This is a genomic window from Bradyrhizobium sp. CCBAU 11357, assembly GCF_028128865.1.
Lineage (GTDB): Bacteria > Pseudomonadota > Alphaproteobacteria > Rhizobiales > Xanthobacteraceae > Bradyrhizobium.
Genome location: NZ_LBJW01000103.1, coordinates 101,109 through 117,843, shown reverse-complemented (window position 1 = coordinate 117,843; position 16,735 = coordinate 101,109). Strand labels below are relative to the sequence as shown.

14 protein-coding genes are annotated in these 16,735 nt (G+C 64.2%); 3 read left to right on the top strand and 11 right to left on the bottom strand.

Translation table 11 applies throughout. The features are described 5' to 3' along the window. Positions 1-24: 24 nt before the first annotated feature. The 5 genes from XI05_RS21330 to XI05_RS21310 are packed head-to-tail and all read right to left on the bottom strand — an operon-like array spanning position 25 to position 5,034. The gene (locus XI05_RS21330; RefSeq protein WP_271505317.1) at positions 25-1,533 is read right to left on the bottom strand and encodes a hypothetical protein; all 1,509 of its coding nucleotides are present in this window, start codon (positions 1,531-1,533) and stop codon (positions 25-27) included. Between the two features lie 13 nt (positions 1,534-1,546). Next, on the bottom strand, positions 1,547-2,368 hold the full coding sequence (locus tag XI05_RS21325) for an SDR family oxidoreductase (protein WP_271505316.1): 822 nt from the start codon (positions 2,366-2,368) through the stop codon (positions 1,547-1,549). Positions 2,369-2,381: 13 nt separating this feature from the next. Beyond that, complete coding sequence (locus tag XI05_RS21320; RefSeq protein WP_271505315.1) at positions 2,382-3,083, bottom strand: acylneuraminate cytidylyltransferase family protein; 702 nt, start codon at positions 3,081-3,083, stop codon at positions 2,382-2,384. Continuing rightward, positions 3,080-3,988 carry a Gfo/Idh/MocA family protein gene (locus tag XI05_RS21315; RefSeq protein ID WP_271505314.1) on the bottom strand — a complete coding sequence of 303 codons (909 nt, stop codon included), beginning with the start codon at positions 3,986-3,988 and terminating at the stop codon, positions 3,080-3,082. The genes XI05_RS21320 and XI05_RS21315 overlap by 4 nt, the downstream gene beginning before the upstream one ends. Continuing rightward, complete coding sequence (locus XI05_RS21310) at positions 3,985-5,034, bottom strand: nucleotidyltransferase family protein (RefSeq protein WP_271505313.1); 1,050 nt, start codon at positions 5,032-5,034, stop codon at positions 3,985-3,987. Before XI05_RS21310 ends, XI05_RS21315 begins: the two co-directional genes overlap by 4 nt. Positions 5,035-5,231: 197 nt before the next feature. Here XI05_RS21310 and XI05_RS21305 point away from each other — a divergent pair, with 197 nt between their 5' ends. After that, the gene (locus XI05_RS21305) at positions 5,232-5,843 is read left to right on the top strand and encodes an acetyltransferase (protein ID WP_212260159.1); all 612 of its coding nucleotides are present in this window, start codon (positions 5,232-5,234) and stop codon (positions 5,841-5,843) included. 87 nt (positions 5,844-5,930) lie between these two features. Here XI05_RS21305 and neuB read toward each other — a convergent pair whose 3' ends face one another. The 6 genes from neuB to XI05_RS21275 all read right to left on the bottom strand — a co-directional run bounded on the left by neuB (position 5,931) and on the right by XI05_RS21275 (position 14,325). After that, positions 5,931-7,001, bottom strand: a complete 1,071-nt coding sequence (neuB, locus tag XI05_RS21300) for an N-acetylneuraminate synthase (protein ID WP_271505312.1) — start codon at positions 6,999-7,001, stop codon at positions 5,931-5,933. After that, the gene (neuC, locus tag XI05_RS21295; protein ID WP_271505311.1) at positions 6,998-8,176 is read right to left on the bottom strand and encodes a UDP-N-acetylglucosamine 2-epimerase; all 1,179 of its coding nucleotides are present in this window, start codon (positions 8,174-8,176) and stop codon (positions 6,998-7,000) included. Before neuC ends, neuB begins: the two co-directional genes overlap by 4 nt. Beyond that, positions 8,169-9,383 carry a LegC family aminotransferase gene (locus XI05_RS21290; RefSeq protein ID WP_271505310.1) on the bottom strand — a complete coding sequence of 405 codons (1,215 nt, stop codon included), beginning with the start codon at positions 9,381-9,383 and terminating at the stop codon, positions 8,169-8,171. Before XI05_RS21290 ends, neuC begins: the two co-directional genes overlap by 8 nt. Then, positions 9,376-10,395 (bottom strand): NAD-dependent 4,6-dehydratase LegB, encoded by a 1,020-nt coding sequence (locus XI05_RS21285; protein WP_271505309.1) that lies wholly within the window; start codon positions 10,393-10,395, stop codon positions 9,376-9,378. The genes XI05_RS21290 and XI05_RS21285 overlap by 8 nt, the downstream gene beginning before the upstream one ends. A gap of 133 nt (positions 10,396-10,528) precedes the next feature. Next, positions 10,529-11,731, bottom strand: a complete 1,203-nt coding sequence (locus tag XI05_RS21280; RefSeq protein WP_271505308.1) for an HAD-IIIA family hydrolase — start codon at positions 11,729-11,731, stop codon at positions 10,529-10,531. A gap of 83 nt (positions 11,732-11,814) precedes the next feature. After that, a complete protein-coding gene (locus XI05_RS21275) occupies positions 11,815-14,325 on the bottom strand; it encodes a hypothetical protein (RefSeq protein WP_271505307.1) in 2,511 nt (836 codons plus the stop codon). Between the two features lie 731 nt (positions 14,326-15,056). Between XI05_RS21275 and XI05_RS21270 the strand changes: the two genes are divergently transcribed. Together XI05_RS21270 and XI05_RS21265 are read left to right on the top strand one after the other, a co-directional pair. Further along, positions 15,057-15,797 (top strand): hypothetical protein, encoded by a 741-nt coding sequence (locus XI05_RS21270; protein WP_271505306.1) that lies wholly within the window; start codon positions 15,057-15,059, stop codon positions 15,795-15,797. A 59-nt stretch (positions 15,798-15,856) separates the two neighbouring features. Then, positions 15,857-16,732: a hypothetical protein gene (locus tag XI05_RS21265; protein WP_271505305.1), complete on the top strand. Its 876-nt coding sequence runs from the start codon at positions 15,857-15,859 to the stop codon at positions 16,730-16,732. Positions 16,733-16,735: the final 3 nt, after the last annotated feature.

Below are 16,735 nucleotides of genomic sequence, written 5' to 3'. Positions count from 1 at the left end.
GGTGGTGTCAATCATGAGCTTGGTCTACGCCCAGCCGAAGCGATGGCCAAGTTCCGCGAAGATCGCCCGCTGGCGGTCTTCCAGAACAAGAAAATACTGAATGGCCCAACTCACCGCGCAAAACGCGGCGATCGCAAGCCCGAGCTCCCAGAAAGCGTCGATTGCCAAGCGGTCTGCAAGCTCAAGCAGCAGCAGGCCCAGGACCACGAGAATGGCAGCCTGGGTGAGAAGTGCTCTAACGAGGCGGTAGGAGTCAAGCTGCAACCCGCGGCTCACGGCCCCGATCTGCAACGGTAGAATGATGGCGTTCCCCACTGCTTGGCCAAGGATCAGCGCTCGCTCGTCGAACAAATACAGCGTCGCAACCGCCACCACGGCCCACACTCCCAATTGATAGATCATGAGCCGATTCAGGCGCGACTGCACGTCGGTACGGGTCAGGAACATGACATTGCCGAAGGCGAGGTATTGAGCGCAGATCGGCACCACGAAGCTCAGGCCCATCCAGAAGGCGTAGGGGGTCATCTGGGGTCCAATCCATGTCTGCATGATCTCGCGCGACAGCACGGCGGCCGCAACCAGCGGCGGCACCGTGAACATGGGCAGGATGATCAGGCCGAATTCACCGAGGCGCTGGAACGCTGCAGCATTGCCGCGCTCGTCCAGGCGGCTTGCCACCGGCAGCAAGGCGGACGTGAGGAGGCCGACGACGATCTTGGAAACCCGAGGCAGCCGGACCAGCGTATCGTACACCCCGACCCCCTTGGGCCCGAACAGGAGACCGACCAGGAAGGGCTGAATGGGCAATGCCAGGCCGCCCGTCAGCTTGCCCTGGGCGAACAGAGCGCAGCGGTGGAACAGATCGCGCCGGATCGACGCGTCCCACATCGCGAGCCTGACCTTGCGCACGACGGCGACAAAGGCGGCAATGAACACCAGACACGCGCGCATCAGGGTGCTCGCAAGATAGATGTAGGCCACCAGCTCGAACGAAGCTCCGGACTTTGCAGCCCAAATCGTGCAGGCGACATAGACGATCGTAGAACTCACTTCAGCCAGCCGGAGCACGTTGTAGCGCTCAAACCCCTTCACGATGCCTTCCCAGACGAGCGCGGGGATCAGGACCAGATTGGCAAGCGCGGTGTAGCGCAAGATTTGCGAAAAACTGTCCGCGTGAGCGTTATCGACACGAAGCGCGGTCGCCAAATACGGCGCGCTGATCCAAATGGCGACTGCGAGCAGTCCTGCGAGAATGGCGGCCATCACAGTGAGCAGCGCGAGCTGCTGGCCAGCGACGCGCCAATTGCGATGCTCGCGCGCCCGCGCGACCGCTTGCGTCGTGACTTCGGAGAGGCCGAGATCGAGGAGCCCCATCATGCCGCTCGGCAGCAGGATGCGAGCCAGCACGATGAGGCCGAATTCGGTCACGCCCCAGGTCCGGATGATGACCGGAATGACAATCAAGCCGAGCACAGCTGCTATTCCGAAGGCCGCGCTGGAAATGACCGTGTTCCGGATCAACTGCTTCAACATGGCAAGGCTCGGCTCACCATGCGCTCAGCCCGCCATCGACCGCGATGTTCTGGCCGGTCACGTAGGACGCCGCGTCGGACACCAGGAACAGCATCGCGCCCACCATCTCGTCGGCACGGGCCATGCGGCCGAGCGGAATGCGTGCGCCGTAGCGCTGCTTGAAGGTCTCGTTCTGTCCGCTCTCGACGCCGCCCGGGGTCAGCGTGTTGACGCGAACGCCTTTCGCCGCCCAGTAGGTCGAGAGGTGCTTGGTCAGCCCGATGACCCCCGCCTTGGAAGCCGTGTAGACCGCAGGCGTGTTGATGGCGCGGCCGAGATATTCCGAGCCCTCGTAGATGCGCTGGTCCGGGGCCATCAGTCCGTAGATCGAAGCGGTCTGCACGATGGCGCCATAGCCGCGCTCTGCCATCCGGCCGCCGAACACCTGGGCGACGTTGAACATGCCGTCGAGATTGACCGCCATGATCTCCCGCCAAGTGTCCTGCGAGAATGTCTCGACGGGTGCAAAGAAAGCGTCGAGGTCGCGCGCCTTGCTCGCGGCGTTGTTGAGCAGGATCGAGACCGGTCCGAGGTCGGCTTCGAGCGCATCGGCCGTGGCGCGCACGGCGTCGGGCTGGGTGATGTCGCAGCCATAGCCCTTGACGTGGACGGCATGGCGCGAGGCGACGTCGGCTGCCGCCGCGTCGGTCGCGGCCTGATCGAGATCCAGGATCGCGACATTGGCGCCGAATTCGGCAAGCCCGTCGGCAAATCGACGTCCGAGAATGCCGCACCCGCCGGTGACGACGGCCGTACGCCCGGTCAGATCGAACAGCGCCTTGAAGCTCGTGGTCATCGCTTGCGCCTCCTCAGGCCGGCACTCGTTGGCGAAGCAATAGTTCCACCAACGCAAAATCGAGATCCGAATCGATGTCGATCGAACGCTCTTCCGGCATCTCGAACAGGCGCGTATCGGGATAGAATACCGCGGGGTGCTCCAGGAACGGCGCCACGCGCCAGACATAGATCGACGCGTTCATGTCGAAGCAGCGCGGCGCATCCTGCCGTCGGGTGATCGGCGGATTGGCGGATTTGGACAGGCCGACGCTGCCGTCGGTGCGCTGCTCGACGAGGTTGAAATACGGCGAGCGCCGCGCCGGCGCACCCGTAATGACATTGCGCGCGCCGCTCTCGCGCAGCAGCGCCACCGCGCCGGTGATGTCGGAGGCGAGCCGGAGCGGCGAGGTGACGTCGAGATCGACGAAAATCTCCGGCGTCGTACCCATTTGCGCGATGGCCTGCTCGAGACAGTGCCGAATCGCAGGCAGCTTCGGCGCCGTGTCGGTCGCCATCTCATCGGGGCGCTTGACCGCGATGTCGGCGCCGGCCTTCAGCGCCGCATCGAGCAAGGCGTCCGAATCGCTGCTGAAGGCGATCGCGTCGAACAGGCCGGTCTCGCGCGCCTGTGCGATGCTCCACGCGAGCACGGGCCTGCCCAGGAGGTCGCGCGCGTTCTTGCCGACAACACCTTTCGAGCCGCCTCGCGCGCAGATCGTGCAGACAAGGCTCATGGCGATACCCAGGTCTTGCTGCGCAGCGCGCGCTCGCTGGCGTCGATCAGATGCATGACGCCGAGGGCCTCCGGCAGCGAGCAGGCCGGACTGGCGCCACGCATCGCCGCGACATGCATGTCGCGGTAGGTCTGGTCGCGCTCGCAGGGGATCTCCGTTGCCTTGCCGTTGACGGTAAGGCGCCCGCCGACGAGATCGGCCTCAATGGTGTCGTCGTCGACATTGACGCGAATGCGGCGGACGCCCTGACGGTCGAGATAGTCCATGTGGACGTGGACCGATGGCGCCCGCTGCATATCGAGCAGCAGGTCGAGGTGGTCCTCGACGTCGATGTCGCGCGCGCCGGAGGCGCCGCCAAGCGCTGCGACCCGATGCCATGGCCCGAACAGCCAGAGAAGATAGTCCAGCTCGTGGCTGAGATCCCGCAGCACGCCGCCCCCAGCATCAGCCGTGGCGGAGGCGGTTGTGCGGTGATCGCGGTCCGGCCGCCAGTCCCTGATGTCCTGGCCGACATAGGCGCCGACCGTGATCACGTCCCGCCCGCGCAGTGTGTCCGCCAGCGCCGTCATCACGGGGTGAAAGCGCAGATTGTATCCGACGCTGACACGGGCAAACGGATATTTCGGGGGCGGCGCGGGTGTTGCGAATAGCGGCTTTTCGACGAGGACTTTGCCATCAAAGCCGGTTTGCGCCAGCTCTTGCAGATTGTCCGCATGGCGCGCCGTCTCGGTGGCAATCACCACGTAGTCCGGATCCGCCGTCGCGACGGCCTGCGCGATCGATCCGTAGTCGCCGCCTTCGCGCCGGCTGACCGTTGCGACCTGAAGGCCGAGCTGGCGCAGGACGCGCGCATGCCTTGTGCCGATCGAGCCGAGGCCAACCACGACGGCTTTTGTCGAGGTCACGGGAAGACCTCGTGAAACTCCGCATGCGCCTGCTCGAAATCCTCCAGCCGACCGATGTCGAGCCAGTACTCGCGAATCGGATAGACCGCCACGCGTCCCTTGTCGGCGATCACGCGCTCGAGCACGGTCGGCATATCGATGCTGAGGCCCGGCGTGACATGCCGGAAGACGGACCTGCCGATCACATAGATGCCGGCACTGACGAACCAGCTCTCGGTCGGCTTCTCGCGAATGGTCTGGAGAAATCCGTCCGTCGTGGAGACCACGCCGTAGGGGACGTGCACCTTGTGCTCGCGGACGGCCATCGTCGCTTCCGCCGGCGTTCCGTTGTGGAAATCGAGAAGCGCCCCGTAATTGATCGTGGTGAGAATGTCGCCGTTGGTGACGATCATCGGAAGATCCGGCGGTGTCGCAAACAGCCCGAGCGCACCGGCGGTCCCGAGGCGTTCGGTCTCGTGCACGTACTGGATGTTGGCGCCGAACGCGGCGCCATCGGCAAAGTAGTCTTTGATCGTCTGGGCCTTGTAGTTCACCGAGATGAAGATGTTGCCAAACCCCTGCTGCACGACGTTGCGAACGATCGTCTCCAGCAGTGGGCGACCGCCGACATTGAGCATCGGCTTCGGCATGTCGCGCGTCAGCGCGCCCAGGCGCTCGCCGAGGCCGCCGGCCATGATCAGCACCGGATTCGGATACTGGCGCGGTTCGAGCAGCTCATCGAGCGTCTCGACCACGACGAGATGGCCGCCCTCGTCGACGAGCGGGAGCTGCTTGATCGACCTCTGCCGCATCAAATGCAGACGGTCCTCGCGGGGCAACGTCGCAGGCGCCGACACCGGCGTCCGGTTCATGATGTCGGTCGCAAGTCCGGCGAGGGCGACGCCGCGCAGCAATCCGCGTCTGACGTCGCCGTCGGTGACCACGCCGAGCAGCCGGTTCTGGTCGTCGAGCACCAGCGCAATCTGGATGCTTCCGCTCTCGATCGCGGCAATGGCCTCGCCGACGGTTGCCTGGGTACCGACGATGGCCTTGCGCCAGGATTTCATGGCAATTCTGCCTCGTATGCGCCAGATTTGGGGGCGGCCCCGGCTGAGCCTGCTATATCGCGGCTGCGACAGGCGGCGTCAACCCCGTCAGGGGACCCGGGCTTGTGCTTGTTAATTCACGCGTTTTCAGCCGCTATCGGACGGTTTGAAGCGCCGCGGCCCGGTCGCTAAGATCGGTGCGGCTTGAGGGAATCGCGATGGACGATCTGATCATCATCGGCGGCGGCGAACACGCCTTCATGGTCTACGAGGCAGCGCTCCTGTCCGGCCAGTTCAACGTCGTCGGCTTCCTCGATCGGCAGCCGGGAACGTTGGGCGATGCGCGCTATCTCGGAACCGACGATGTTGCCCCGAACTATCCGGACGCCGCCTTCGTGGTCGGGGTCGGAACGATGCAGGCGGGGCCCGCGCGCCGGCAGATGATCGGCCGGCTGCAGCTCAAGCGCTGGGCATCGGTCATTCATCCGCGTGCGTTCGTCTCGCCGTCGGCAACGATCGATCCGGGAAGCGTCATCATGCCGGGGGCGATCGTCAATGCGCGAAGCATGATCGGCCATCACTGCATCATCAATTCGGGCGCGGTCGTCGAGCACGACGTGCGGGTCGGGCACTACACCCATCTCTCTCCGGGAACGGTGGTCGGCGGCGGCGCGGAGATCGGCGACAATTGCTTTGTCGGACTCGGCAGCCGCGTCCGCGATCATATCTCCATCGGTCACGATACGTTAGTTGCGATGGGTTCGGTCGTCACGGGTTCATGGCCGCCCGGGTCCATACTGCGCGGCGTTCCGGCAAAGCCTCGCCGCTAGAGCATGATCCGGAAAAGTGCGCAGCGGTTTTCCGAAAAGATCATGCTCAAACAAACAGCCTAAAGCGCGATGCAACCCCATCACGCTTTAGACCGGATCGTCGGGTTCGAGCGCCCGCGGCGCCGCGGTTCCGATCAGGGACCAATATTCGATCGGCGGCCGGCCGGCGCCAGGCCGCTTGGCGGTGATGTCGGCCGGGCCGATGATCTCGCCGGCCTTCAGCGCGCGCGCCGCCACGATGCTCTTGCGCGCCACTGGGACATTCCTGACCTCGGACTCCTTCGGCGTCTTCACGCCGTCGCCGAGCGCGGCCTCGACGTTGCGGATGGAGCCGACCATGCGCTTGAAGTCATCAGGCTCGAGCGAGGCCGCGTGGTCGGGACCGGGGGCGTTGCGATCGAGCGTCAAGTGCTTTTCGATGACGGTGGCGCCGAGCGCGACCGCGGCGACCGAAACCTCGAAACCGTCGGTGTGATCGGAATAGCCGACCGGAAGCTGGAACGCCGATCGCATCGTCGCCATCGCGGCGAGGTTCACATCGGCGATCGGGCAGGGATATTCGGTCGTGCAATGGAGCAGGCTGACGTATCGCGCCAGCGCGGTGCGCGCCGCCGGATCGCGCCACGCCGCGCGGAAGGCTGCAGCGCCCGCAGCATCTTTGCGCTGCGCGTAGCCGTGCGCCAATACGCCAAGGGCTTCCTCGATCTCGCTGAGCGTCGCCATGCCGGTCGACAGGATCAGCGTCGCACCGGCCCTCGCTGCCGCGTGCAGCAGCGGCGCATTGGTGAGATCGCCCGATCCGATCTTGATGCGTGGCAGCTTCAGCGACAGCAGGAAGGCGAGCGAAGCGTCGTCGAATGGCGTCGAGAGAAACTCGATGCCGCGTTCCCCGGCGCGCGCAATCAGCGTGTGATGCGCAGCCTGGGGCAGCTCGAGACGTTCCAGCATGGCGAGCTGGCTCTCGGCGGCATCCGTCGTGCGCTGCTGGTAGTCGGCCTTTTTGGCCGCTCCGCCCGCCAGCGCCTTCGCATTGAAGGTCTGGAACTTGACGATGTCAGCGCCGGCATCGGCTGCCGCATCGACCAGGGCCAGCGCCTTGTCCAGGCTGCCGTCGTGATTGACGCCGGCTTCCGCGATGATCAGCGTGTGCCCCGTCATGGCCGCGCTCCGCTTGCGGGAGCTTCGTAGAAGCCCTTCTTCAGGAACTGGCGGAAATCCGGGATGGCGGCAATGATGTCGGCAAATCGCCGGCTGGAATCGCCGTCGCCATAGGGATTGACGGTGTCCTTGCGGCCGCGCTGAAGCGCTTGCGAGAGCGCCGCAGCGATCGCGCCGCGTTCGGGCGCAGCGTGAAACACAGAGTCTGCGCGCTCGCGCCCTTTCTGACGGTCGCCGATATCGACCGTCGGAACACCATATGACGGCGCTTCGAGGATGCCGCTCGACGAATTGCCGATCACGACGTCCACCTGGCTCATCAGGCTGAGATAGCGGAGCTGTCCGAGCGAGGCGACTGCGATCGTGTTCGGCCGGTCGGTCGCGAAGGCCTTGGTCCGGTCGTTCAGCGCCCGCCCTTCGGCATCGGCATTGGCGAGCGTGAAGATGAGGCGAAAGCCGGGATCGAGCGTCGACAGCGCCGCGAACAGCTCGTCCAGCTCGGCCACCGAGCGTCCGGCCTCGACCGTCACCGGGTGGAACGTCACGAGCGCATTGCGTTCGCCGAGCGGCATCCCGATCGCGTTGCCGATGTCGTCGCGGTTCATCAGATCGACATGTTTGACGGCGTCGAGACCGACCGAACCGATGGTGTGGATACGGGACGGGTGCTCACCAAGCTGCATCAACCGCCGCGTCGAGTCCCGATTGCTGGTGAAATGCAGATGCGCCATCTTGCTGATGGCGTGGCGGATGGATTCGTCGACCGCGCCTTCGGTGACGTCGCCCCCGAACAGATGCGCCATCGGCAGCCGCATGAACATCGCGGCCTGTGCGGCCGCGAACATCTCGAAGCGGTCGCCGAGCACGACGACGAGATCTGGCTGCAGCCGCGTGAACGCGTCCGCAAATCCGATCACGCCGAGCCCGACCGATTTTGCAACGCCCGCGCCGGTGTCGCTGGCAAGCAGCGTCTCGACGCGCTCGTCGACCTCGAAGCCCTCGTCGCGGATGGCGTTGAAGGTGTAGCCGAACTCGGGCGCGAGATGCATGCCGGTGGCGATGAGCTGGAGCGTCAGGCCTGATGTCTCGCGGATCGCGCGCATCGGCCAGACCAGCAGCCCGAAATCGGCCCGGCTGCCGGTGACGAAGCAGATCTTTCGCGCGGCGCTATTCATCGCGGGCCCTGATGCTGGCGCTGCTCGGCAGGTTGATCAGGCGGCGCTCGATCGACTCGGCGGTGGCGAGATCGCCACGCGGGCTGTCCGCGAACATCGGAAGGCGGTGCATCAGGGTCCAGGCCGGCCGCGCGCCGAAGCCGGCTTCGTTCAGGGCCGTCAGCACGTCGTCGCGCCGCCCGGCATAGGCCTCGTCGAGCAGGATCGCGTTCAGCCAGTAGTTGCTCGTGGTGCCCTCGGGCTCGCGCGAAAAGCGCACGCCGGAAACGTGCGCAAAGACGCGCTCATACGCCGCAGCCAGCCGGCGCTTGCTCGCCAGGAAACCGTCGAGCTGCTCGAGCTGGGCGCAACCGAGCGCGGCGTTCAGGTTGGGCAGGCGGTAGTTGAAGCCGATCTCGTCGTGCACGAAGGCCCATTTGTGCGGCAGCTTCGCCGTGGTGGTGAGATGCTTGGCGCGGCGTCCGAGCTCCTCGTCATTGGTGAGGATGGCGCCGCCGCCGCCGGTGGTGACTATCTTGTTGCCGTTGAAGCTCAGCGCCGCGAGCCGCGCCTGCGATCCGACGGCGTGGCCCTTATAGGTCGAGCCCAAGGATTCAGCGGCGTCCTCCACCAGCGCGATGTTCCAGTCTCGGGCGATCGCGGCGATCTCGTCGAGCTCGACGGGATGTCCGAACGTGTGCATCGGCGAGATTGCGGCGATGCGGCGTCCGGTCTCGCGATTGACCGTGCCCTTCGGCGTTCGCTCGGCAATCGTCTCGAGCCGCGCGGCGAGGGCGCGCGGGTCCATGCCGAGCGTGACGATGGAGCTGTCGACGAAATGCGGCACCGCTCCGCAATAAGCGATCGCGTTCGTGGTCGCGATGAAGGTCAGCGCCGGCGAGATGACCTCGTCGCCGGGCTCGACGCCGGCGAGGCGGAAGCAGGCGTGCAGTGCCGCCGTGCCGTTGACGACGGCGACCGCCCGCCTGGCGCCCGTCACCTCCTCCAGCATCCGCTCGAAGCGGTCGACGAACGGGCCGACCGAGGAGACGAAAGTGCTCTTGATGCATTCTTCGAGATAGGAGACCTCGTTGCCGGCGAACACCGGCTCGTGCAGGCCGAGGATGCCGTTGGGCGTACCCGCGGCGCGCCGGACGGCATCGACCACGGCCTTCGGATCGAAGGCGGATGATCTGGTCGCGGCCGTTCCCACGATCGCCTCAGACATTGTAGACGTCCGCCTTGTAGCGGCTGAGATTGACGGGATTGGTGAACCAGTTCACCGTCTTCGCGATGCCCTGGCGCATGCCGTCGATCCCACCGAATTCCGGGGACCAGCCGAGCTGCTGGCGTGCCTTGGAATTGTCGGCCCAGAGGCGCTCGACTTCGCTGTTCGCGGGGCGCAGCCGCGCCTCGTCGGTCTCGATCTCGATCGTGGTCCCCATGACGTCGGCGATCATCTGCGCGGTGGCGCCGACCGAGATCTCGAAGCCGCTGCCGAGATTGATGGTCTGGCCGACGCATCGCTCGGCCGGTGCGGTGAGTCCCGCGATCAGGCCGCGCGCCGTATCCGTGACGAACGAGAAGTCGCGGGTCGGGCTGACAGCGCCGAGACGGATCCTGCTCTTGCCGGTCGCGATCTGGCTGATGATGGTCGGGATCACCGCGCGCGCCGATTGGCGCGGGCCGAAGGTGTTGAACGGGCGGATCACGACGACCGGCATGTCGAACGAGGCGTGAAACGATAGCGCCATCTGATCGGAGGCAATCTTCGAGGCGGAGTAGGGCGACTGACCGACCAGCGGATGGCTCTCCTTGATCGGGACGGTCTGCGCGGTGCCGTAGACCTCGCTGGTCGAGGTCTGCACGAAGCGCCGCACGCCGGCCATGCGCGCGGCCTGGAGCACGTTGACGGTGCCCTTCACGTTGGTGTCGACATAGGAGTCGGGCGCGACGTAAGAGAAGGGGATCGCGATCAGCGCCGCCAAGTGCAGCACGTCGGTACAGCCGCCGGCGGCTGCGATCATGAAATGCGGATCGCGGATGTCGCCGGCGACGACCTCCACGGACTTCATGATGTCGGCGGGAACGGTGTCCAGCCAGCCCCAGGAGTTGAAGGAGTTGTAGTAGACGATCGCCTTGACGCGGGCTCCGGCTTTCACCAGCTCCTCGACGACATGCGAACCGATGAAGCCATCGCTGCCGGTAACGAGGACGCGGGCGTCCCTCAGATCTGCCATGCCGGACCCCAGAAGGCGATTAAGCCAGTGTTCGCAACAAGATGGCGCTATAGCACACTGGCGCTCGCGCGCAACAGAGCAGCGCTCCGAAAGCTGCCAAATGCCCGGGGATGCAGCAATTTTTGTGGCGCGCCTAGGCTTGGCCGACCGGGTTCAGGAGGTGTCTCACGAACCTCTCCAGATTGCCACCCTCGAACAAATGGCCGGGGAGGCCGGCGGCCCGCGCGGCCTCGAGGTCGCTCGACTTGTCGCCGATCACCATGCTGCGCGTCATGTCGACCGGAAAACGCTGCGCGAGGTCGGTGATCATGCCCGGCGCCGGCTTGCGGCGGTCGCTGACGCGGCAATAGCGCGCGACGGTTCCCTCGGGATGATCGGGGCAATATTCGAAGGCGTCGACATGTGCGCCGATCTCAGCCATCTGGTCCGCCATCCAGCGGTGCAGGGTGACGACGTGATGCTCTTCGTAATAGCCGCGCGCGACGCCGGATTGATTGGTGATGACGAAGGCGAAATAGCCGGCGTCGTTGACCGCCTTCACCGCCTCGCGTGCGCCCTCGATCCATTCGAACTTGTGCGTCTCGAATGTGTAGCCGGAATCATGGTTGAGCACACCGTCGCGATCGAAGAACACGGCCGGCCGCCGCAGCTTGTCCTGCAATTCGCGGTCGGCGCGGGCGAAATCGTCGGGGATGCCGATATCGATGAAATAGCCGCGATAGGCGGTGCCGCGGAGCTCGCCGCGCGAGACAAGGCCGGGAAACACGTCCTGTTCGAGGGAGGCGGGAAGCTTCGCGATATCGGCGAGAACGGACTTGTCGACGACGTAGATCCCGGCATTGACCGGTCCCGTGGCACCCGTGCCCGGGGCCTTGAAATCGCGCACCACGTCGCCATCGAGCGCGACGCGCCCGTAGCGGTCTCCCACGACGCCGTCGCGCAATGCCATGTGAATCCGCCCGCCCTTCGCTCGCGCGATCAGATCAAGCAGGTTGAAGTCGAACAGCGAGTCGCCGTTGAGCAACAGGAAACGGTCGTGCAGCAGGTCGCGTGCGTTCACGAGCGCGCCGCCCGTGCCAAGCGGCTCGGTCTCGCGCGATACCAGGATCTTGGCCCGGCCCCTCGCCGCGCCGGCATAGTGGCTCTCGACGATGTCGGCCTTGTGGCCGGCAAGCAGGAGGATTTCGTCGAAGACGTGATAGCGGACGAGTTCATCGATCAACGTGTCGAGAAACGGTCGGCCGCCGATGTCGAGCATCGGTTTCGGCGCCGCCTTGGTGCGCGCGCCAAGCCGTGTACCCAGCCCTCCGACGAGGATGACGGCCTGTCTCAGCATGATTTGTCCCTTCGACAGCATGAATGATGGAGCCCGACGCCAATCTGCGGCAATGCGCCGGCAATTCCGATCCTGCGTTCATATCAGCGCGAACAAGGAATGCGAACGACGACCGTCTGGCTGTTGGCGAACAGGACCGGAAACGGGCCCTCGCGAAGGGCGTCAATGATCGTCGGCGCTATCGCCTCTGCGGGAGGAAAATAGCTGAGACGCTGGTTGGCTGCGAGATGGGTCCACTCGATCGTGCGGGGTGTGATGATCGCGACGAGGTTCCAGGCGCTCTCGCCCGCCTCCAGGATGTTCTGGATCCTGGACTTGGCCTCGTCAGGCGGAATTTCAGGGGTCAATGCCGCGGCGACGTCGGAAGGCGGCTGGGTCACTTCATGGCCCAGTGCCGGCGCAGTGCGGACCGACCGCATGATTCCGCTCAGAGCGTCGGCCCTTCGCATCTGGAAGAACGCCTCCGCGTTGATGGATCCCACCAGAGGGGCGATCAAGCTGCAAGTGGTTGCGAGCCGCTGCTCGGCTTCGGTCGGCTGCAGAATCGTGCGCACGACCGATTTTGCTCGCGCTGCGACCATTTCGTTCACGGTGTCCAGATTGGAGAACAGATAGGCGGCCGGCGCGCCGGTGGTCGCCCGGAGGATGCCCATCGTATACGGGTCCGAGAGGATGATTCCTTTTCGTAGATTCTCGCGGAGCCAACGGGCCAGTTCGAGCTCGTCGGCGTTGTAGTGCGAGACGATTGTAGTGCGGTCGGGAAGGGCGCCGTAACTGTAGCTCCTGTTGATGCCGGACAGACCGACCTTGTCGACGGCCATGCCCAAGCCCACGATCCCCGCCAGAGCCAAGATGTAGAGCGGTCGCTGCTGAACCAGGGTCAATGCCGCGAGCGTCGCGAGTAGCGCGATGCCCGCTAATTCCACCGGTCGCAGGATTGTCTGATAATGGGCGAAGGGAAGATCGCTTCGCCAGGGAAATGCGTAGACCAGAACCACAAGAGCGGTCGCGAGCAGCGCGACCGCCGTCGCTACCAGCCCCCGCCGATAACGCGGGGAGGAACCGAAATCGACGAATAACTGACCAAAGACCTCGGTGGCCGTGATCGTGAACAGCGACAGTATGATCGTGCTGGTGCGATACAGGAACGGGAAGCCGGAGAGTACGGCAAGGCTCAGGCCGCAGCCGGCGATCCAGGACCACACAAGTGTTACGAAGCCGTCGGCGCGACGCACGATTGCACCGGAGGGGTCACGAAGAGCAGGCCGGGTCATCCACCACCACGCAACGCCCAGCGTGGTGCAAATGGACAAGACCGGACCTATCGTCCGGCCAAGCTCGATCGTGGCGACCAGCGGTCCGGATCCCAGGAACAGCTCTTCGCCGCCTTCGATTCTTCTGCCCAGGATCAACTCCGTAATCGAGGAGAAGGTGTCGTTGGCGCTCAATGAAGGAATGTAGCCGAAGCGCATTCCCGTAACGCAGACGACGATTCCGAGAATGATCGGGGGCAGCACGGAGGACAGAAGCCGCAGCACCGCGATGCTGGGCGATGGCCAGGTGGAAATCATCCGCGCGATGGCGAGATACATGAGCCAGCTGACCAGGACGATCGGAACGAACAGGTAGGAGCCGCGATGTGCAAGCACCAGCGTCGCTGGCCAGACGCAACCAAGAAAGAGAACACCGCCATATCGTCCGGTGCTGCGCAAAATCCTGAGCAGGACCAGCGCGGCCACGAGCAGTGCAAGCACGAGCGTGTTGTTGTTGAAGATGAACGCGAGCAGCAGCGTCACGCCCGCGCCAACGGTCAGCAGCAGGGCAGATCGTGCCGAGATACCGTTTGGGTCGCGCGGGGCATTGCTGATCAGCACGCCGAGAAACACGACGCTGCTGACGACCGCCAGGCTGCCGTTCGTCATCAGGACGACGGCATTGCTGGCCGCGGCGAAGAAGAAGGCGATCCATTTCCGTGGCGACGTGGGATAGACGCCCTGCACGAAGGCGTAGGATGCCAACAGGAAGAACAGAATCGAGAAGAAGCGATAGGTCCAGCTAAATCTAAGGAGATCCAGGCCCAGCGTTCCGGCGAGCACGCCTGCCACCGCCGAACGGAGATCGACATAGGACTGGGCCGCATACGGATTGATGACACCGCCATCGGCGTACTCTTGCGCAGTCTTCATCCAGTGAACATCAGCGCCGATGTCCGCAAAGGGAAAGCTGGAGAATGCGCCGAATGACCACCACCATGTCAGGAGCGCGGTCGGTAGCGACAGAATGCACCAGATGGCAGCCGTGCGCGCCTCATCGGAGCTCGGGCCCCAGCTGGGCCATGACCAGGCCAGTCCAAAGCTGGACACGACAACCAATGTCGCGAACTGAAGCCAAATATTGCTCACGAATAGCGATAGGGCTCCGAGCAGGATGCCCGTGGCAGAGGCGCCGACGGTAAATCCAAGGACGACGTACTGAGCCTTCGTGAGCCGGCACACCGCGACCAGTTTCATTGGCGCAATGGCCAAGATCGAACAGCCGGTGCCGAGCTGAAGCAGGAAGAACAGGAATGTCAGGACAAATGTGGTCGTCCACATCGCGAGATCTCTAGAATGGGTGCCGGCGTCGCAGCCGAGAATTGGTGATGTTCAATTTCCTTTCGGCAGCTCGGCCTGGCTGCCAATGATCAGGGAGCCGAGCGTGAACAGGTCCTGTGGGGAAAAGCCTCTGAAGCGGGGTGCCATGAGGATCCGCCTTTCCGGGCGCGGCAGCCGTCGAGGGACGTGCGCTGCAGCGCGCAGTGCAGCTCTTCACCCCAGGGCATGTTCGACAATACAGAGAACGCCCGCGCCTCTGCTTGCCAGCGCACGTCAGCGTTTCCTCGCTGGAATGACCATGATCGGAGTGATGCTGACGAGCGGTCGATGAAGCACGGTGTAGGTCCAGGAAAGGCCGATGTTTTGGCCTGTTTCAGGCGGGTACCAAGTCACGTAGCCAGTTTCGGTCATACGGGAGCCGCAGCCGCAATGCAAGGATTCGAGCGCTGGAGGACAGCACTCGTTCCGGTAGCAAGAGCGCCCTCATGTCCCGCGGCCGCTTGGGCCGCCGCTTGAGTCTGACGACGGTGCTGTGGGCTTGATGTGCCTTCTTGCGAATCGCTCTCTGCGTCGCCATTCTCGGTTGATTCCCCCGTCGGCACAGCGTAAACAGGCGCAGAAATCGCGCCGACGTTTTAGCATGCGGGCAAGAACAACGCGTATGATTTGGGTAAAGCCGCCGGCCGGTTCGGTCTATGCCGATCCCTTGATCTCCCGCCGAGTCCTGTCGAATGCCCGGTGATTTGCTGATTGGCGAGGCGCTCGCCAGAGGTTATCCGCCCGCTGTGCTCTACCTGCGCAATGATGAGACCGTCGCGACGGAGGTCAGCGCATTCAACTACTTCTCGGTCTTCATGAAGGACCATCCAGAAGTTGATGCGCATGTCTGGTTCTTTGACGGTGCGGGCACGCCGGCTGGATATTTCCACAAGGAACTCGGCGTCAACGGACAACTGCAATTGCAGACTTCGGATCTGTGTCCCCGGGTTTCGGGTACGGTGGCGATGGCGCTGGTTCCGAAACATGAGACCAAGCTTCGTCCCGGTCGGAAGGTGACCACCGGCTATTACGCGCAATATTTCTCGCAGCACGGCGCGGTGACATTGTCGCACGAGCGCGAGCCGGTCGCCGCGGCAGCATTCCCGACCTCCGCCTGGATGCAATCCTATCTCACGCGTTTCCTGAAGGAATCGGGCGTTGTGCTCGTGAACTCCTGCATGGCGTCCGAGGGCGCCTCCGTCGGGACGGCGCGGCTCATGGCCCTGGACGGCACCGAATTGGGCCAGCGCGCGCTGCCGGAAATCGCGCCGATGGGGGCCGTCCGCATCAGCACGCTGGACCTTTTCCCAGAGGCCGAAAGGCTGATCGGTGCGGCCGAAGGTTTTGCCCTCGAGTTCAAAGGCACCAACATCGCCAGTCCGTTCAGCTATTACGAGTTTGCCAACGGCAAGTTCAGCTTGCATCATTTTTGAAGGGCGCGTCCGTGACTCGTTTCCCATCCAGTCCCTGGAAGCCCTACGAGCCCAGATTCATGTTCCCGACGTTTGCGGGCGTCGAGTCGCGTATGGGTTTCTCGATCCCTGCCTGGTATCGTCCGATCGACATCAGGTATCTCCGCAGCCTCGTCGCCGGCAGCCTACGCAAGAATTTTCGCGAAACGGTCAGGGATCTCGTTCCCGAGCTCGCCAGCCTGGTCGCCTCTGGCTTCAGCAAGAAGCTGAGATTCAAGCTGCACATTCTCTCGCGCGACGGCGAGTATCGGGCGACTTACGAGTTTCCTCGTGACTATGCGCCGGGCGCGTCCGTCGAGATCGAGCTGTCGCGTCTGTTCGCCTCGCTCAAGCTGCCGCAGGACGATTATCTGGTGATCGCCGTGATGTCGCGCGGTCGCATGGACGGTTTCCGATCCTCGCCGGCCAGCTATTCCATGACTTATGTCGATCAGGACAACGTCGCGATCTACCGCACCGGCGCGTTTGCCCGGCCCTTGAACGAGGGCCGGCTCAAGGCGCATGTCGGCTTCACCGGCATCAATCCGAAGATCATTGCGACCAGCGACATCGTCAGCAGCGTGCTGCTGATCAATCACTCTTCCGATCCCGAATATGCTCATTCGGCGCGGCCGACGACGAGGCTGATCCGCGAAGACGGCGAGGAACTCGAGGCGGACTTCGGGGAGATCCCGCCGCTCGGGGCGCGCGAGATGTCGGTCGTCGATATGTTCGGCCCTCGTGTGTTCGACTTCCTCAAGCCGTTCAGCGGTCGCGGAAGCACAGTCACCACCTGCGCCGGGGTCACGCTCGCCAGCCTGCATTTGCAGCGCACGAACGACAACCGGCGGACGCTGCTGGGCATCGAGCACTCGCGTCCTGCGCACATGAATCTCGCCGGTATCCTGCAACATTGATGC

Bases quoted from the DNA above. Each gene is read 5' to 3' on its own strand.
- XI05_RS21330 (WP_271505317.1), bottom strand. From the start codon at position 1,533: ATGTTGAAGCAGTTGATCCGGAACACGGTCATTTCCAGCGCGGCCTTC.
- XI05_RS21325 (WP_271505316.1), bottom strand. From the start codon at position 2,368: ATGACCACGAGCTTCAAGGCGCTGTTCGATCTGACCGGGCGTACGGCC.
- XI05_RS21320 (WP_271505315.1), bottom strand. From the start codon at position 3,083: ATGAGCCTTGTCTGCACGATCTGCGCGCGAGGCGGCTCGAAAGGTGTT.
- XI05_RS21310 (WP_271505313.1), bottom strand. From the start codon at position 5,034: ATGAAATCCTGGCGCAAGGCCATCGTCGGTACCCAGGCAACCGTCGGC.
- XI05_RS21305 (WP_212260159.1), top strand. From the start codon at position 5,232: ATGGACGATCTGATCATCATCGGCGGCGGCGAACACGCCTTCATGGTC.
- neuB (WP_271505312.1), bottom strand. From the start codon at position 7,001: ATGACGGGGCACACGCTGATCATCGCGGAAGCCGGCGTCAATCACGAC.
- neuC (WP_271505311.1), bottom strand. From the start codon at position 8,176: ATGAATAGCGCCGCGCGAAAGATCTGCTTCGTCACCGGCAGCCGGGCC.
- XI05_RS21290 (WP_271505310.1), bottom strand. From the start codon at position 9,383: ATGTCTGAGGCGATCGTGGGAACGGCCGCGACCAGATCATCCGCCTTC.
- XI05_RS21285 (WP_271505309.1), bottom strand. From the start codon at position 10,395: ATGGCAGATCTGAGGGACGCCCGCGTCCTCGTTACCGGCAGCGATGGC.
- XI05_RS21280 (WP_271505308.1), bottom strand. From the start codon at position 11,731: ATGCTGAGACAGGCCGTCATCCTCGTCGGAGGGCTGGGTACACGGCTT.
- XI05_RS21275 (WP_271505307.1), bottom strand. From the start codon at position 14,325: ATGTGGACGACCACATTTGTCCTGACATTCCTGTTCTTCCTGCTTCAG.
- XI05_RS21270 (WP_271505306.1), top strand. From the start codon at position 15,057: ATGCCCGGTGATTTGCTGATTGGCGAGGCGCTCGCCAGAGGTTATCCG.
- XI05_RS21265 (WP_271505305.1), top strand. From the start codon at position 15,857: ATGTTCCCGACGTTTGCGGGCGTCGAGTCGCGTATGGGTTTCTCGATC.